Genomic DNA, 17461 nt, shown 5'->3' on the forward strand with positions numbered 1-17461 from the left:
GCAAAGTTAACAGAATTCATTTTTAACTGTTGCCTGACGGCGGTCATTCTCATTAAGTTTAGGATATGGAAAAAAATATCCTTTTCAATCAGCGCATTCGCTTGCGCCATTTACATACCTTTGTTGCTGTCGCGCAGCAAGGCACGCTGGGCCGGGCGGCTGAGACGCTTAGTCTGAGCCAGCCTGCACTCTCTAAGACCCTGAATGAGCTGGAGGTGCTGACCGGCGTTCGTCTGTTTGAACGTGGCCGCCTGGGCGCGCAGCTGACGACGATGGGGGAACAGTTTCTGACCCACGCGGTGCGGGTGCTCGACGCGCTGAACCATGCCGGACAGAGTTTTAATGAGCAGCCGGGTGATGCGCCGGTGATTATCCGGCTGGGGGCATTGACCACAGCCGCGATGGGTATGCTGCCTCGTATTCTTGATCGCTTTCATCAGCTGCAACCCAATACCACCATCCAGGTGGCAACGCTGCACAATAATGTGCTGCTGGCGGGATTGCGCGGCGGAGAGTTTGACATCGGCATTGGCCGGATGGCGGACAGCGACATGATGACCGGGCTGAACTATGAATTGCTGTTTCTGGAGTCGCTGAAGCTGGTGGTCAGGCCCGAGCATCCGCTTTTAAGTGACAACGTCACCCTTTCACGTGCGATGCAGTGGCCGGTGGTGATTTCTCCCGAAGGCACTGCACCGCGCCGGATTGCGCAGCAGATGCTGGATGAACAGGGCTGCACCCTGCCGCCGCACTGCATCGAGACTTCCTCGACTTCACTGGCGCGCCAGCTGGCTCTTCGCTACGACTATATCTGGTTCGTTCCTTCCGGCGCGATCAAAGAGGATCTCAGCCATAACGCGGTCTGTGCACTGCCGATCAACTCGTCCGGACCGGGCGAACCGGTGGGCATCATCACCCGCACCGGCGCAGAACTGAGCCTCAGTGCCGAAGTATTAATGTCCACCATTCGTAAGTTTCATAGTTAGCGGCTGCGTTTCGCGTGTCGCTCGCGGTTTTCAAGGCGCGCCTTGTCGGTTTTGCGCAATCCCACATACAGTGCCCCGGATCCGCCATGGCGGGTCTGGGCCACGCAATAAGTCTGTACGTCATCAAACTGCTGTAACCAGCGCGCCAGATAGCTGCGTACAATGTTGGCATGCGATTCGTTATCCCGTCCTTTGCCGTGAATGATCAGCAGATTTCGCAAGCCCTGCTTGTGCGCCTGCATCATAAAGTTAAACAACGCCTGACGGCAGGTTTCAACCGGTTGCCTTAACAGGTTGAGACTGGCATCCAGCTTGTACTCGCCCCGACGCAGCTTATCCAGGATACCCTGCTGGATGCCGTCAGCTTTATATTCCAGCGGTGTGTTAAGCGGCACAATCTCCAGATAACCGCGGGTCAGGAAGTTTTCCTGCTCCGATTCGCCCGGCGGTTTACGAGGCGCTTTGGTTGAAGGCGCTTTGAGCCACAAGGTCGTAGTGGTGTCTTTTAACGGCGTGACATCGCCCATGGCATCCCGAAAGAGATCATTATCATCAAGGTTCATGGTTTTCTCACACCTGGTTAAATTGATCGAATGGGCAAATCAGGTTTAACAGTTAGCGTAGCAAATGCTTTCATCACCGGACCACCCCACTTTTTCGAACGTAACGGGCTGTGCAGAATCGTGTAGCCGATCACATAAGCGGAAACTTATCGTGACAGTGTGATGTTCCGGCGTTCTGAGAAGCCCGTCACATCAGCGTTTGCCGTTATGTGCTTCGTCCATAATGTTTGTGGGTGTAAAACTGCTCGGATGAGTTCCTTTCAGCACAAAAAATGTTAAAATTGACCCCAGTCAATAATCGTCGAGCAAACCATTATGATCCCTGAAAAACGCAGCATTCGTCGTATTCAGTCGGGCGGTTGTGCCATTCACTGCCAGGATTGCAGCATCAGTCAGCTCTGCATCCCCTTCACGTTAAATGAACATGAGCTGGATCAGCTCGACAATATCATTGAGCGTAAAAAACCCATTCAGAAAGGGCAAACCCTTTTCAAAGCAGGAGACGAACTTAAGTCTCTGTATGCGATTCGCTCCGGCACCATTAAAAGCTACACCATTACTGAACAGGGTGACGAGCAAATCACCGGTTTCCATCTGGCGGGCGATTTAGTCGGCTTTGATGCCATCATGGGCTCGAGCCACCCTAGCTTTGCGCAGGCGCTGGAAACAGCCATGGTCTGTGAGATTCCCTTCGAAACGCTGGATGACCTGTCGGGTAAAATGCCGGCCCTGCGTCAACAGATGATGCGTCTGATGAGCGGTGAAATCAAAGGCGACCAGGATATGATCCTGCTGCTGTCGAAGAAAAATGCTGAAGAGCGCCTGGCGGCGTTTATCTGGAACCTCTCCCGTCGTTTCGGCCAGCGCGGTTTTTCACAGCGCGAATTCCGCCTCACCATGACGCGTGGCGACATCGGTAATTACCTGGGCCTGACAGTTGAAACCATCAGCCGCCTGCTGGGTCGTTTCCAGAAGTCCGGCATGCTGGCGGTGAAAGGCAAATACATTACGATTGAAAACCACGCCCTGCTGGAAGAGTTAGCCGGTCAGAGCCATCAGGCCGCCTGATCCGCAGCCGGATCAATAAATCTTATTTTGTTGATCCGGCAGTAACTTTTTCACTTCTTCCGCTGTTCAACATAGGCTATCTTTATTCCAGTCGCTCTGGTTTAAGGAGAACGCCTCATGTCCCAGTACCAAAATATTCTGGTCGCCATTGATGCCCAGCAAGACGATCAGCCCGCGCTGCGACGTGCGGTCTATCTGAATCAACGCCTCGGCGGAAGAATTAAAGCCTTCCTGCCTATCTATGACTTCTCATACGAAATGACCACCCTGCTTTCGCCGGATGAGCGCGCGTCAATGCGCCAGGGCGTTATCAGCCAGCGTACCGAATGGATTCGCGAGCAGGCCCGCGCTTATCTTGATGCCGGTGTCGAAATTGATATCAAAGTGATCTGGCACAACCGCCCTTACGAAGCCATTATTCAGGAAGTTCTCGCCCATCAGCATGACCTGGTGCTGAAGATGGCGCATCAGCATGACCGCCTTGAGTCTGTGATTTTTACCCCGACCGACTGGCATCTGCTGCGTAAATGCCCGTGCCCGGTCTGGATGGTCAAAGATCAGCCGTGGCCAGAAGGTGGTAAAGCCATTGTCGCGGTCAATCTTGCCAGTGAAGAGCCGCATCACGATGGCCTGAATCAGAAGCTGATTCGTGAAACGGTGAAGCTGGCGGAAAAAGTGAATCAGACCGAAGTCCATCTGGTCGGTGCCTACCCGATTACCCCAATCAATATTGCTATCGAACTGCCCGATTTTGATCCAAGCGTCTACAACGATGCTATCCGGGGTCAGCATCTGGTGGCCATGAAAGCGCTGCGCCAGAAATTCTCAATTGGTGAAGAGTTTACCCACGTGGCTAAAGGCCTGCCGGAAGAGGTCATTCCCGATCTGGCGGTGCATCTCGGTGCCGGTGTGGTGGTGCTGGGCACCATCGGACGGACCGGTCTGTCGGCGGCGTTCCTGGGCAATACGGCGGAACAGGTGATTGACCATCTGCGTTGCGATTTGCTGGCGCTTAAGCCTGACGATTTCAAATCGCCCATTGATCTGGATGATGAAGAGGATGAGGAGGAGTGATCCTCCTCGGACAGAAGACGGGCGGCTGATTAGCCGCCCTTTTTTATTACAGCGCTTTGAGAATTGCTTCCACACTGGCTTTGGCATCGCCAAACAGCATCTGGCTGTTCTCTTTGAAGAACAGCGGATTCTGTACCCCGGCATAGCCGGTGTTCATTGAGCGTTTGAAGACCACCACGTTGTGCGCTTTCCACACTTCCAGCACCGGCATGCCGGCGATCGGACTGCGGGGATCATCCTGCGCCGCCGGGTTGACGGTATCGTTAGCGCCGATGACCAGCACCGTGTCGGTGTCACTGAAATCGTCGTTGATTTCGTCCATCTCCAGCACTACGTCATAAGGCACTTTGGCCTCGGCCAGCAGTACATTCATGTGACCCGGCAAACGCCCTGCTACCGGATGGATGCCGAAACGCACTTTGATGCCGAGCGCGCGCAACCGGGCAGTAATTTCCGCAACCGGATACTGCGCCTGCGCTACCGCCATGCCGTAGCCTGGAGTGATGATCACCGAACTGGAAGCTTTGAGCATCTCGGCAGTCTCTTCAGCTGTGATCTCACGATGCTCGCCCGCTTCCTGAGTTTCATCACCACTGCTGGTTTCTGTGCCAAATCCACCCGCGATCACGCTGATGAACGAACGGTTCATCGCTTTGCACATGATGTAGGAGAGAATCGCACCGGACGAACCGACCAGCGCACCGGTCACAATCAGCAGATCGTTGCTGAGCATGAAACCGGCAGCCGCAGCGGCCCAGCCGGAGTAGGAGTTCAGCATCGACACCACGACAGGCATATCGGCACCGCCGATCGACGCGACCAGATGCCAGCCAAACGCCAGTGCAATTACCGTCATCAGCAGCAGCGCAAAGACCTGTGCAGCGGTGCTGCTGGTGTTTACAAACCACAGCAGCAGCAGGAACGAGACCACCAGCGCCAGCAGATTCAGCTTGTGACGATGCGGTAACGCCAGCGGTTTTGAGGAGATTTTTCCGCACAGCTTGCCAAACGCCACCAGCGATCCGGTGAAGGTGACAGCACCGATAAAGATACCGATAAACACTTCGCTGAGATGAATATTCTCCATCACCGCGGGCAGGCCAGGTGCATGATCGATGTAACTGTTGATACCTACCAGTACTGCGGCCAGGCCGACAAAGCTATGCAGAATCGCGACCAGCTCCGGCATTTCTGTCATTTCGACTTTCTTCGCCAGACGAATACCAATAGCGCCGCCAATTAACATCGCCAGCAGGATCCAGACCACATTGCCGCTGTCCGGACCAAAGATGGTGGCGACCAACGCAATCGCCATGCCGCTGATACCAAAAATATTACCCCGCTTAGAGGTCTCATGACGCGAAAGACCGGCAAGGCTACAGATGAACAGAATCGCAGCCACAATATAGGCTGCAGTGACTAATCCACCAGACATGTGTTACCCCTTACGAAACATTTTCAGCATGCGCTGGGTGACGGTAAAGCCACCAAAGATATTGATGCTGGCAATCAGCACGGCAATAAAGGAGATGAAGGTGACCCAGCCACCGTGGCCCATCTGCAACACGGCACCGATGACGATGATGCCGGAAATGGCATTGGTCACGGACATCAGTGGCGTATGCAGCGCATGACTGACGTTCCACACCACGTAATAACCCACCACGCAGGCAAGCGCGAACACGGTAAAGTGGGAGAGGAAATCGGCGGGTGCCACGTTGGCCAGGCAGCCAAACAGCACAATAGCCAGGGCAATCAGCAGATAGTTACGCCACGGTGAAACGGGCTTCGCTTCAATCTTATCTGCTGGCTTCGCGGCTGCCGGAGCTGCTTTTGGCGCAGCGGAGACCTGAATCGGCGGAGCCGGCCAGGTGACTTCACCCTCGCGCACCACGGTCACGCCCCGCACGACCACATCCTCAAAATCGACCTGGATTTCGCCATTCTTCTCTTTGCACAGCAGCTTGATCAGGTTGACCAGGTTGGTGCCATAAAGCTGGGAGGATTGCGTCGCCAGACGGCTCGGCAGATCGGTGTAGCCAATGATTTTGACGCCGTTAGGTGTGACAGTGACCTGATCCGCGACGGTCAGCGCACAGTTGCCGCCGGTCTGCGCCGCCAGGTCAACAATGACACTGCCCGGCTTCATGCTGGCGACCATCTCTTCTGTGATCAGTTTCGGAGCCGGTTTGCCCGGGATCAGCGCCGTGGTGACAATGATGTCAACCTCTTTAGCCTGGCTGGCAAACAGCGCCATCTCCGCTTTGATGAACGCCTCGGACATCACTTTGGCATAGCCATCACCGCTGCCAGCCTCTTCTTCGAAGTCGAGTTCAAGGAATTCGGCGCCCATACTCTGCACCTGCTCTTTGACTTCGGGACGGGTATCAAACGCCCGGACAATCGCGCCCAGGCTGCCCGCTGCGCCAATTGCGGCCAGCCCGGCCACACCGGCCCCAATCACCATCACTTTTGCCGGTGGCACTTTCCCGGCTGCGGTGATCTGACCGGTAAAAAAGCGACCAAATTCATGGGCGGCCTCAACAATGGCGCGATAACCGGCAATGTTTGCCATAGAGCTCAGGGCATCCAGCGACTGCGCCCGTGAAATACGCGGCACCGAGTCCATCGCCATGACCGTAACCTGACGTGCGGCCAGCTTTGAAAGCAGGTCGGGATTCTGTGCGGGCCAGATAAAACTGACCAGCGTGCTGCCCGCGCGGGCCAGCCCAATCTCTTCGTCATCCGGCGCATTCACCTTCAGCACGATATCGGACTGCCAGACCTGCTCTCTGTCGCTGAGTGTGGCACCGGCGGCTACATAACTTTCATCATCGAAGCTGGCGTGTTTACCCGCGTCATGCTCAAGGGTGACGCTGAAACCCAGCTTGATGAGTTGTTCCACGGTCCTGGGCGTGGCGGCCACGCGCGACTCGTTTGGCAACCTTTCCTTGGGTATTCCAATTAACATAGTGTTTCCTTTCATCGGTGAAGGATGATGGCCCGAATCTGCACTACGACAGCGCAACTGAAACACTGTTTCAGCTACTTATAGACGAAATGCATGTATTTCAAAGTGTTTATAACCTACTGAAAATGTGACGGGCGATCTATAGCGGCTACGTAGAGTTATGACATTCACCCAATTATTCAGCGTTCTGCTAAAAAACCTGTGTTATCTCACTGCAAAACAGCCTGACAGGCAGATATTCTGCCAGAGATAATTATATATGGGCGAATTAATCATCAATAAAAACCTTTAATTAACAATGCATTAACTGATTTACTGCTAATAGTTATCGCTTTTAGTGGTAACTGTCACTAAAACGGGCCATAACTGCGTTTGATGACAAACAAATGAAAAAATCATGGTTGAATAACGCGATCTGACACAAAAAATCGCTGCGACAGTCTGTTTATAACATGCAATAATCAGCGGCTAATCTGTTATACATCAAGAGTCCAGCACGTTTTCGTACTCATTTTTGCGTAAGGCGAAGGATTATTTTTATGAAGCTGAAGAACACTATTCTGGCGTCAACCTTGTTGTCCCTGCTGACAGCCAACGCATTCGCTGCGCAGGAGTTAACACCAGAAAAAGCGGCCGCGTTGAAACCATTCGAACGTATTAATATCACCGGCCGTTTCAACGCCATCGGCGACGCTGCCGATGCAGTCTCTAAGCGTGCAGATCAGATGGGCGCTGCCTCTTATTACATCCAGGGGATCAACGACAGTAACGGCAACAGCGGTAACTGGCGCGTGACGGCTGACCTCTACAAAGCCGATGCCCCGGCAGCCTCAGAGTCGACGTCGTATCGTCGCTTCAACGGCGTCAACGAACTGCCAAAAGCAGAAGCGTACAGACTCGAACCGTTCGATACTGTTTCGGTCAGCGGCTTCTTTGCCAGCCAGCCGGACGTTAACGACGCGATTTCAAAAGCCGCAAAACAGAAAGGTGCGGCCTCCTTCTTTATCGTTCGCCAGATCGATGCTAACAGCGGCGGCAATCAATATGTCACTGCCTATGTCTACAAAGCGGATGCTAAAGAACGCGCAGTGCAGACACCGAATGCCATCCCAGCCGATTCAGAAGCGGGTAAAGCCGCGCTGGCAACCGGTGGTGCGGCGGCAGCTAGCGTAGAGATTCCAGGTGTGGCTTCGTCTGAAACCCCAAGTAATAAAGTGGGTCGTTTCTTCGAAACACAAAGCTCTACCGGCAAGCGCTACACGGTGAATCTGCCTAACGGTAAATCTGTGCAGGAAGTCAACGCGATTACTGCCGCGCAGATGCAGCCATTTGATACCGTCACCTTCACCGGCCACTTCGGTTCACCTACTGAGATTTCAGAAGAAGTGGCGAAGCGTGCGGCTGATAAAGGTGCGAAGTTCTATCACGTGACCCGTCAGTGGCAGAACCAGAGTGGCGGTAACCTGACCGTGACTGCTGACCTGTTTAAGTAATCCCCCACAGGGCGGCGCCCGCCGCCCTGCTGTTTGCATAATTCCTGTGCTATTTTGCATAGTCACGCATTGCGATCCCCAGCCACACTCCGTAAAATCCTCCGCCTGTTTTACCGGATATTGTCCCTGAATTGTGCCATTGGTCTGACATAACCCAGCGACATAATCCGATTTACCCAGCCATATATGCTAGCGGGAAGGTTGTTTTGGAGAAAAAATTAGGTCTCGGTGCGCTGACGGCGCTGGTGCTCAGCTCAATGCTGGGTGCAGGCGTGTTCAGTCTGCCGCAAAACATGGCCGCTGTGGCCGGTCCGGCAGCGCTGCTGCTGGGCTGGCTGATTACCGGCGTCGGCATTATCTTTCTGTCGCTGGCGATGCTGCTGCTGACCCGCCTTAAACCCGATCTGGATGGCGGCATCTTTACCTACGCCCGTGCCGGGTTCGGCGAACTGATGGGCTTCTGTTCCGCCTGGGGCTACTGGCTATGCGCCGTGATCGCCAACGTTTCCTATCTGGTGATTGTCTTCTCTGCCCTGAGCTTCTTCACCGATACGCCGGATCGGATTATCTTTGGTGATGGCAACACCTGGCAGGCGATGCTGGGGGCATCCGTGCTGCTGTGGCTGGTTCACTGGCTGGTGTTGCGCGGCGTGCAGACCGCTGCCAGCATCAATCTGATGGCGACGCTAGGCAAGCTGGTGCCGTTGCTGATCTTTATTGTGCTGGCGGTGATGGCGTTCAACTATGATCGCTTTCGCTTCGATTTTTCCGGCGTCACACTGGGGCAGCCGCTCTGGGAACAGATCAAGCAGACCATGCTGATTACCCTGTGGGTCTTTATCGGAGTCGAAGGTGCGGTGGTGGTCTCTGCCCGCGCGCGCCAGAAAAAGGATGTGGGCCGCGCCACCCTCTTTGCCGTGCTGGCTGCACTGCTGGTCTATCTGCTGGTGACACTGCTGTCGCTGGGCGTGGTGCCGCGCGCTGAACTGGCCGGGATGCGTAATCCTTCCATGGCGGGACTCATGACCCGACTGATGGGCAACTGGGGCGATGCGGTGATCGCGCTGGGCCTGATTATCTCGGTCTGTGGTGCCTATCTGAGCTGGACGATCATGGCCGCTGAAGTGCCGCTGATTGCCGCGCAACAGGGTGCGTTTCCGCGCAGTATCGCCTGGCAGAACCGCCATAGCGCGCCAGCCGCCTCGCTGTGGCTGACCAACGGCAGTATTCAGCTTTGCCTGATACTGATTGCACTGACCGGTGCTAACTACAACAACCTGTTGACCATCGCTTCGGAGATGATTCTGGTGCCCTATCTGCTGGTGGGGTTATATCTGATCAAAGTGGTGCGCGGACAGCATAAGCCGCTGGCGATGGCGGTTGGCGTCGGAGCCAGCGTATATGGCGTATGGCTGCTCTACGCCTCCGGACCCCTCCACCTGATGATGTCAGTGGTTCTCTATACTCCGGGCCTGCTGCTGTTTCTGTTTGCCCGACGCGGCGGCCGCGCAGACGTTGCGCTGACCTCGCTGGAGCGGATTGCAATGGGATTGCTGATTGCCGCGACACTGCCAGCTGTGTGGGAGCTGACGACTTAGAGCCTGAAAGGAGGGCGCTCAGTGTGACTGCACTGGAATTGAAACACACAGCAGGTCTTCCTGCTGTGTAAGATTCAGCGGCTTCGAATATTCATGATGGATTGCGTCCAGCTGCTCCGCTGACAGTGGATAAGGGAGCTGGATATCGAAGCGACTGATCTGCTGCTGTTCCGCGAGCGTAATCAGGCGCGCAATATTGATTTCGTCGCTCACCTGAGTAGAAATAATTTGTAATGCTAATTCTTTTAACGGGTCGTCACTGCCCTGTAAACGGTGTGCTGATTTACGTGTCACCATGCCGAAGATCGGCATCACACCATAAATAGCATCGACGAAGCTCCAGCGCTTTTTGCAGGAAGCGGAAAGAAAGTCACTGTAATTGAAGCAGATGCGGTCGGGGTATATGGCTGATGCCAGCTCTTTATCAGACACACTAACGCTCCTCATGGTAATCATCAATATCCCAAACCTGGCGCAAAAAAGCCGCGCTAATGATTGCACATTTTGCCGGATATATACCAGCAAGCTACGGATATTTCGTGCGATAGCGTAGAGCTCAGGACCAGGAAAAGATATGCTTTCGCTCACTCCTGTCTCTGCTCTGTGAACTATGAACAAAATTGTTTATGTAGAAGATGAACCCGAAGTGGGTTCGCTGATTGCGGCCTACCTGGGTCGCCATGATATTGAGGTGATTGTCGAGACGCGCGGTGACCGTGCGGAAGCGGTGATAGTGGAACAGCAGCCCGATCTGGTGATGCTGGATATCATGTTACCGGGCAAGGATGGCATGACCATCTGCCGGGACCTCCGGGCCAACTGGCAGGGACCGATCGTGCTGCTCACCTCACTCGACAGTGACATGAACCATATTCTGGCCCTGGAGATGGGTGCCCAGGATTACATCCTGAAAACCACCCCGCCCGCGGTGCTGCTGGCTCGTCTGCGCCTGCATCTGCGTCAGTCCCATCAGGGACAGCCGGAAGATACACCGAACGCACCTGCCGCCAACCGTATGCTGCGTTTTGGCTCACTGACCATTGATGCCCTGAACCGTCAGGTCACGCTGTTTGAGGAGCAGATAGCCCTTTCCACCGCAGATTTCGACCTGCTATGGGTACTCGCAAGTCATGCGGGGCAGACGCTTAACCGGGATGCGCTGCTGAAAACATTACGTGGCGTCAGCTATGACGGACTGGACCGCAGCATCGACGTGGCGATCTCCCGTCTGCGCAAAAAGCTGCACGACAGCGCCACCGAGCCGTTTCGCATTAAAACCATCCGTAACAAAGGCTACCTGTTTGCGCCTCAAGCCTGGGATACCCGTGGGCTATGAGAAAGCTTTTTATTCAGTTTTATTAAGCGCACTAATTTTAACCAATTGAATGGCATAATAAATCTTTAAATATCAGCCTATTGAGAAATTTCAAATCGGACAAGTGTGGACAGATATAAACATTTATCTGTCCCTTCTTGTGCAGGACCGTAATCAAGCCATACTTTCTTGATCTCATATGTAACTTTCCCCAGCAATATGACACCCTCCAGCCCGCTGTCGTCGATCGTTTCGCCGTTCTGCGTGATAACTCCTGTCCTGAATAGTTTGCCTATTTGCGGATAGTCATCGAACTGGAACGCGACTATATCGCCAGGTGCAGCCGTTAGTGAACGATCTACCAGTACGAAACCCTCTGGCGTATCAATGCGCATCAATTTGGACGTCAAGCAGGAAGGGATAATGAACGGTGTTGAGATGGGGGTGTTGGACTATTGAATACCGTATCTTATCCAGAGTGGACTTGCTACTGTTTGTGTAAGTATCCCAGCTTTAGTTCCACACACTTTTTGAGAGTTCGGTTTTTCAGCCATCAGCCGGTATTCTTCCGGCGTCAGGTTGTTCAGGGATTCATGAGGCCGCTCGCTGTTATATTCCATCAGCCAGCACTCTGTAATTTCCCGTGCTTCATTAAGTGTTCTGAACAGGTAAAAATCCAGGATTTCTGTCCGGTATGTCCGGTTAAAGCGTTCGATAAACGCGTTCTGTGTTGGCTTACCCGGCTTGATAAATTCAAGCTGCACGCCATGTTCTTCGGCCCATTTTGCCAGCGCCAGTGAGACCAGTTCCGGCCCGTTGTCCATCTGCATCTTTAGCGGGTAGCCGCGGTTTACCACGATCCTGTCCAGCACCCGGACGACTCGCTGAGCCGGGATATTAAAGTCGATTTCTATCGCCAGCGCTTCACGGTTAAAATCATCCACCACATTGAAGGTCCGAAAGCGCCTGCCGCAGACCAGTGCGTCGTGCATAAAATCGATAGACCCGCTCTGGTTTAACGCTTCCGGCGTCGCCAGTGGTGCTGGATTACACACGGGCAGCCGCTGTTTTCCCTTACGACGAAAATTCAGTTTCAGCAGGCAGTAAATCCGGTGAACGTGTTTATAGTTCCAGATATTGCCCTGCTTGCGCAGCAGCTGGAACAGCTTAATATCAGAGGCTTCCATACCTCCATACTTTGCTTTCCAGTTGTAGTACGAAGCCTCTGATATTCCCGCTTCGCGGCAGACATCTCTGACGGTGCGTCCGGCTTTCAGGGATTTCAGAACGGCAATGATCTGGTGTTCGGTGAATCGGGCTTTACGCATGGCGATCTCCTCAGAGGACATAATCAATATGTCGGAAGATCTCTAAAAGTGAATGGTTCGGTTAAGCGGGGTACTTACAGCAGTACCGGATGGCAGGCTATCAATTAAAGTTAAAAGCACAAGGAGTGAGGCCAAGTATGTCGCGAAAAGGAAACTGCCTGGATAACGCTGTAGTGGAAAACATCTTCGGCACGCTGAAACCGGATTGTTTTTATCCTGGTCATTTCAGCAGCATTGATGAGCTGAAGCAGGCGATCCATGAATATATCCATTACTACAATAACGAGCGGATAAGCCTGAAACTGAAAGGCCTGAGTCCGGTTGAATACCGGAACCATGCCCTGAATGCCGCTTAATATAAACTGTCCAACCTTATAGGATCAGTCCAGCAAAGTGAGCTTTTGGCTGCTTACTATTATGACTTCAGGAGTTGCTGCAGTGCCGGTTGCTGGCCGGTGAGGCGGAGAAGTCATTACCCGCCCCGCTCTTCGACATCTGCTCCATTGACTTAAGCTCACCGCTCAGGTGAATTCACCGCAGCAATAAAACAATAACGTCAGCAGCATCAACTCACTATAAACGTATCGTTTTCAACAAAAATGGCCCGCCACGAGGTGAGCCAGTCAGGAATAAAAGGATTTTTATTTTGTGAACCGCTGCGGTGGCGGGTGCCTCCCGGTAGGTCAGAAAAGCCAGAACCTGACCCGCCCGACACAGGCTATCATATTGATATACGAACACCTGGTTTAGGCTCCACCGCTAAGGAGGATTCACCGCAGCAATTAGATGATAATTATTCTCATCTAAACAGTAAGGCAATCAGATTGTGGGGGCCTGTGTTAATTTCCGGCGTCTTGATATGCGCTTTCTGTAGTACAAAAATGAAAATGGCCACGCATTAGCGCAGCCTCAGAGGTTTGCCTTAGCGCCAGTGCTCAATGGCTCAGCCATTTACCCCTCTCTTTATTTCAGATGCTTAAGATCTAAAAAATGTCCACCGAAGTGAGCCTTTAAAGGAGGATTCCTAATGCAAAAATCCCCACCGAAGCGAGGTTTAATTTGTAATTGTGATTGTATGGATAGAGATCTGAAACTATATAGATAGAATACGCCAGCTTTATGCAAAGTCAATATTTTTATCTTTGCTGACTCTCTGATTTGTAGTAAACCATAGCTCGTACTAAATCACTATGACTTATCGGAGTTAATGTTATGGATAACTATCTGGACAAGAAAAGATTTAACAGCTATTACCTGCTTCAGGCAAAGGACGCTGCACATTATCTGCGGATGACTGCACGCAGACTTTCATCTGAGCATCTTAAGAGCCTTATTTCTCATATTAATTTCAATCATGAAATAGATCGCTTTATTGGGGCGCAAATTCAGGGAATTAAGGATGCAACTGATGAGCGTCAGTGCAAGCTCTGCCTGTATAATTTACAGGAAGAAAAAAATTACTTCACCAGCAGGATGCTGCTCTCAGGACAGGTTCAGCAAAAATAGTTTTATCTGCTAAAGTGGTAAATAATCACCTTGATACTTGGGGTTATTTTATTAATGGTGTTGGTGTTATATTGGGAACAGGACAGGTCCTGGCAGGTGGGGGAATAGTATCTGCATCAATCTTTACCGGGAATATTGTCGGGGTTATCGCTGAGGCATCTCTGGTATTGCATGGATTAAATAACATCCAGGAAAGCGCCTTCAACATCATCAATAATCGCGATAACACCTCTGGATTTTTGCGTGATGCATATAATACTACTGCAAAATTTCTGGGGTTTGAAGCTGAAACCGGAAGCATCACCTTCAGCTCTGTAGATTTAATGCTTTCAGGTTACGGGTTAGGCGGGATGGTATTGAAGCCTGATGCCTGGCGACTTTTCCGCTTTATACCAGCTGACTACATTCGTAGCATAAAGACAATGGGTGCGCCTGCATTGGCGATTGAGGCGCTGGGTGACGGGCTGACGATCAAGTCTATTTATGAAAAATCATCATAATGGTGGGTAGCATTAAAACTTAATTTTCGCTCTGTTTATAATCAACTTAGCTCCTAATCTCATGGGAGCTATCATCATAAATATGATAACTACTATTATGTACGCGATACAGTATGAATAAAAATATTCAATATCTTTTCTATAAAACTCCATAACACCTATTGCTGTAATCAAAGCCATCAGCAAAGCCATACTCAAAAATACACGAACAAGCCGCCTGCACGTTTCTGGAATGCTTAGTCCTTCCCGCTGAGCCAGCCCCGATATATAGGTTATATCTCGTTTTGTCAGACTATCAGTGTTTATATTATCCATAACTTACACACTCTTCATTTCAATAATGGCAATATTACCCCTAATACGTTTCGCGATGTAGTATTTTTTGGTGTAAAGTGCCTTTCGTAAGGATGAAGTATTCCTTTCGAAAGGCTTTAAAAGAAAATCAGAATTATGACCGGGTGATCCTCTGAAAAGTTAAATCTGCATGACTTTCTTCGATCTCGCACTTTGCCACCAGCTGCTCAAAGAATGGCTTCCAGTTCCGCGACCGGGACGACTGCGTAAGGTCTGGTACCAGCACATTAATGGCCCGGAATGCGGTACTGGATGGCATGCGACGATAGCCACGGCCTGTGCAGCGCTCACACTCTTTATCGACCGGCGCACCCATACGGGCTGATTCAGCCATGTCCCGCACGCGCCCCGTTCCGTTACAAAGACAGCGCGATGAAATGCATCCCTTCCCTTCTCAATTCTGGCACTTCGTTCTGATCATCTGCATTTCGGTACGCGTTGCCATCTCCTGCTCGCCTGACTCACTGAACTTACCGGCGTACTTAACCAATTCCGTTTCTGGGTCGGCAATATCTGGACTCTCAGAAAAAGCTGGATGTGATCGGGCATGAGAACGGAATGATGGCGGGCCTGCTCAATGATATCTGTCGCTATCACGAGGAATGCACTCATAACGACCAGATACATGCATTTATCCCGATGGAATATGTGTCCGCTATTAACGATTTTGTAGCTCGTGACGTTGACGGAAATAACCCCTGCCCGCTGACCGATGCCTTCCTCAACTCTGTGCGGGCTGAGGGCATTGAGATGTTTGTGGCAGAGAAGTTGGCACTGTCATCTTCTCACATGGCAAGCGGTGACGCGGCAATGTCACTTAACAACGACTACTGCGCAATGAGCGCTCAAGGTTCGCCTCCCAGCTCCGCGCCGGTAAGGATGGTGAGTGATGGCAGTTAAACCACCAAAGCGCATGGCTGATTGGGTTGGTTCGCGAGTGAAAACTCTACATGCAATGGAAAACGGTTACGCTAAAATGCCAGCGGGTCCTGTGGCTGTAGTCACCGGGGATAGTCGGGGTTAGTCGCGATTTCTACCTGGAATTTGCTCCCTGTAGTTGCTGTAGCATGACCGTAAAGGTTAGTGGCGTGCGTCCTGAGCATTTAAAGATTATTGAGATGAAACGCTGATCAGCAAACTGATTTTTAAGAATCAATTTTTATCCGGCCAGCCTGAAATAATACTGGCCGTCCATAGGTAACTCTATGCAACAAGTCATTTACAGCGAAAAGTAGATGGTAGCCTCTTTACTTATGCAAAAAACCGGATTGACCGAAAGGCAAATTAAAAAACTTCGCCTTAATCGTTTTATAGAGGGAGTACATTTCAAGCGTTATTCTCTGACCGGTGGAGAAGACAAAGGTAAGGCATTAATCTGGTACAATTATCCGGGCATCAACAAACTAATTGAGGAATCATAATGTATCCAACCGGTGTTGGATTGCATAATAGCAGAATTCGAGTCAGTTTTCAGTTTCGAGGTATTCGATGCCGGGAAGTATTAAAGAGATGGGCCATAACAAATGCCAATATAAAAAAGCTGGCAACCTTCGCGCTAAGATTGTTAGTGAAATAAAAATGGGGGCTTTTGTTTACAAAAAGACATTTCCAGACTCTAAAACATCACCGAAATTTGACCCTATTCAAAATATTTCCACATTCGGTGAACTGGCTTTGTCATGGTATGAAAACCATAAAAGTGAGTTATCTACCAATGCGGCACGAACTTACCAAACTACAGTTAATCTTCTTGAGAGATTAGTTGGAAGCAATACAAAACTGTCATCAATAACAAACAATAATATTTTAAAATGGCGTGAATAATTGTCGTTGGGTGAAAAGAGTTACCCGCCGGGTGTTAGAAAAAAACAGGTCGCACTGCACGAACGGTAGATTATTACCTCGCTATACTGAAGCAGATAATGAACTTTGCTTATACAAAAAAATATATTGATAGTATTACCCATGACGGAATTAAAAGACTGCGTAAAGGTCAGATCAAACCTGATCCGTTGTTGAAGCATGAATTTCATCAGTTGATTGATACCGCGCCGCAAAAACAAAAGAATTTATGGTAATTTTCGGTCTATTCGGGAATCTGTCGCGGTGAACTCTGCGCCCTTGCCTGGGAAGATATTAATATCGAAAGCGGAGAAGTTCATGTTTGTCGTTATTTAATTCAGTCAGGGACGTTCGGCCCGCCGAAAACAAGGGCCGGTTACCGTACAATGAAGCTGCTGAAACCTGCAATGGATGCTTTAAGGCTCAAAAAACTCACTGGAAACTTTCCAAAAGTGCCCGTGACTATCCAGCATCGAGATTTCGGCGTCACTGAGACGCAGATGCTTCATTTCGTGTTCATGCCGAGACAGATGCGTGGTGTTCAAGCACCTCATTACTCAGTACACTCGATAAAATCTATCTGGGATAAGGCAGTTAAGCGGGCAGACATTCGCCGCAGGCGGCCTTATCAGACAAGACATACGTTCGCGTGCTGGATGCTGTCCGCCGGGGCAAATCCAGCGTTCATAGCCGAACAGATGGACCATGAAAACGTGGAGATGGTTTACACAGTCTATTCAACCTGGATTAATGCACTCGATGGTGATCAGGTTGAAATGCTTAACAAGCGCATTAGAAAATTTAGTTCTGTCCCCATAGTGTTCCTTGCAGTTAAGGCGACTGACTAAGTCATTGATATTTAG

17 protein-coding genes and 3 pseudogenes are annotated in these 17461 nt (G+C 51.1%); 14 read left to right on the forward strand and 6 right to left on the reverse strand.

The window, feature by feature from the left end; genetic code table 11:
- Positions 1-65 precede the first annotated feature (65 nt).
- Entirely contained in the window at positions 66-986 is a 921-nt protein-coding gene (locus AC2LB6_RS03115; RefSeq protein ID WP_490092413.1) for a LysR substrate-binding domain-containing protein, read from the forward strand.
- Here the strand turns inward: AC2LB6_RS03115 and smrA are convergent.
- A complete protein-coding gene (gene smrA, locus AC2LB6_RS03120; RefSeq protein ID WP_490092414.1) occupies positions 983-1549 on the reverse strand; it encodes a DNA endonuclease SmrA in 567 nt (188 codons plus the stop codon). The two genes, AC2LB6_RS03115 and smrA, sit on opposite strands and share 4 nt — an antisense overlap.
- Before the next feature lie 315 nt (positions 1550-1864).
- On the opposite strand from smrA, the gene fnr reads away from it, so the two are divergent.
- On the forward strand, positions 1865-2617 hold the full coding sequence (gene fnr, locus AC2LB6_RS03125) for a fumarate/nitrate reduction transcriptional regulator Fnr (protein WP_010244686.1): 753 nt from the start codon (positions 1865-1867) through the stop codon (positions 2615-2617).
- Between the two features lie 117 nt (positions 2618-2734).
- Positions 2735-3691 (forward strand): universal stress protein UspE, encoded by a 957-nt coding sequence (uspE, locus tag AC2LB6_RS03130; RefSeq protein ID WP_090960807.1) that lies wholly within the window; start codon positions 2735-2737, stop codon positions 3689-3691.
- 46 nt (positions 3692-3737) lie between these two features.
- Here uspE and pntB read toward each other — a convergent pair whose 3' ends face one another.
- A complete protein-coding gene (gene pntB, locus AC2LB6_RS03135) occupies positions 3738-5126 on the reverse strand; it encodes a Re/Si-specific NAD(P)(+) transhydrogenase subunit beta (RefSeq protein ID WP_490092415.1) in 1389 nt (462 codons plus the stop codon).
- A gap of 3 nt (positions 5127-5129) precedes the next feature.
- On the reverse strand, positions 5130-6662 hold the full coding sequence (gene pntA / locus AC2LB6_RS03140) for a Re/Si-specific NAD(P)(+) transhydrogenase subunit alpha (RefSeq protein WP_490092416.1): 1533 nt from the start codon (positions 6660-6662) through the stop codon (positions 5130-5132).
- A gap of 539 nt (positions 6663-7201) precedes the next feature.
- On the opposite strand from pntA, the gene ydgH reads away from it, so the two are divergent.
- Both ydgH and AC2LB6_RS03150 read left to right on the forward strand, forming a co-directional pair.
- Positions 7202-8155 carry a DUF1471 family protein YdgH gene (gene ydgH / locus AC2LB6_RS03145; protein ID WP_490092417.1) on the forward strand — a complete coding sequence of 318 codons (954 nt, stop codon included), beginning with the start codon at positions 7202-7204 and terminating at the stop codon, positions 8153-8155.
- Positions 8156-8361: 206 nt separating this feature from the next.
- A complete protein-coding gene (locus tag AC2LB6_RS03150; protein ID WP_490092418.1) occupies positions 8362-9753 on the forward strand; it encodes a basic amino acid/polyamine antiporter in 1392 nt (463 codons plus the stop codon).
- A gap of 18 nt (positions 9754-9771) precedes the next feature.
- Here AC2LB6_RS03150 and AC2LB6_RS03155 read toward each other — a convergent pair whose 3' ends face one another.
- On the reverse strand, positions 9772-10185 hold the full coding sequence (locus AC2LB6_RS03155) for a hypothetical protein (RefSeq protein WP_490092419.1): 414 nt from the start codon (positions 10183-10185) through the stop codon (positions 9772-9774).
- Positions 10186-10363: 178 nt separating this feature from the next.
- Between AC2LB6_RS03155 and rstA the strand changes: the two genes are divergently transcribed.
- Positions 10364-11089, forward strand: coding sequence for a two-component system response regulator RstA (rstA, locus tag AC2LB6_RS03160; RefSeq protein ID WP_490092420.1), 726 nt, complete (start codon positions 10364-10366; stop codon positions 11087-11089).
- 492 nt (positions 11090-11581) lie between these two features.
- Here rstA and AC2LB6_RS03165 read toward each other — a convergent pair.
- A pseudogene (locus AC2LB6_RS03165) lies at positions 11582-12396 on the reverse strand (IS3 family transposase).
- A gap of 80 nt (positions 12397-12476) precedes the next feature.
- On the opposite strand from AC2LB6_RS03165, the pseudogene AC2LB6_RS03170 reads away from it, so the two are divergent.
- The 3 genes and pseudogenes from AC2LB6_RS03170 to AC2LB6_RS03180 all read left to right on the forward strand — a co-directional run.
- A pseudogene (locus AC2LB6_RS03170) lies at positions 12477-12752 on the forward strand (transposase); the annotation flags it as partial.
- 856 nt (positions 12753-13608) lie between these two features.
- A complete protein-coding gene (locus AC2LB6_RS03175) occupies positions 13609-13902 on the forward strand; it encodes a hypothetical protein (RefSeq protein ID WP_490092421.1) in 294 nt (97 codons plus the stop codon).
- A 14-nt stretch (positions 13903-13916) separates the two neighbouring features.
- Positions 13917-14402, forward strand: a complete 486-nt coding sequence (locus AC2LB6_RS03180) for a DUF4225 domain-containing protein (RefSeq protein ID WP_490092422.1) — start codon at positions 13917-13919, stop codon at positions 14400-14402.
- A 448-nt stretch (positions 14403-14850) separates the two neighbouring features.
- Here AC2LB6_RS03180 and AC2LB6_RS03185 read toward each other — a convergent pair whose 3' ends face one another.
- Positions 14851-15135, reverse strand: a complete 285-nt coding sequence (locus AC2LB6_RS03185; RefSeq protein WP_490092560.1) for an antitermination protein Q — start codon at positions 15133-15135, stop codon at positions 14851-14853.
- Between the two features lie 179 nt (positions 15136-15314).
- On the opposite strand from AC2LB6_RS03185, the gene AC2LB6_RS03190 reads away from it, so the two are divergent.
- The 5 genes and pseudogenes from AC2LB6_RS03190 (at position 15315) to AC2LB6_RS03210 (ending at position 17446) form a co-directional block, all read left to right on the forward strand.
- Complete coding sequence (locus tag AC2LB6_RS03190; RefSeq protein WP_490092423.1) at positions 15315-15656, forward strand: hypothetical protein; 342 nt, start codon at positions 15315-15317, stop codon at positions 15654-15656.
- Positions 15657-16009: 353 nt separating this feature from the next.
- Complete coding sequence (gene xisR, locus AC2LB6_RS03195) at positions 16010-16177, forward strand: excisionase family protein (RefSeq protein WP_490092561.1); 168 nt, start codon at positions 16010-16012, stop codon at positions 16175-16177.
- Positions 16177-16580: pseudogene (locus AC2LB6_RS03200) on the forward strand (Arm DNA-binding domain-containing protein). Before xisR ends, AC2LB6_RS03200 begins: the two are co-directional and overlap by 1 nt.
- 98 nt (positions 16581-16678) lie before the next feature.
- Complete coding sequence (locus AC2LB6_RS03205; RefSeq protein ID WP_490092424.1) at positions 16679-16834, forward strand: hypothetical protein; 156 nt, start codon at positions 16679-16681, stop codon at positions 16832-16834.
- A 63-nt stretch (positions 16835-16897) separates the two neighbouring features.
- The gene (locus AC2LB6_RS03210; protein WP_490092562.1) at positions 16898-17446 is read left to right on the forward strand and encodes a tyrosine-type recombinase/integrase; all 549 of its coding nucleotides are present in this window, start codon (positions 16898-16900) and stop codon (positions 17444-17446) included.
- Positions 17447-17461: the final 15 nt, after the last annotated feature.

The organism is Pantoea sp. RCC30.1 (genome assembly GCF_058148845.1).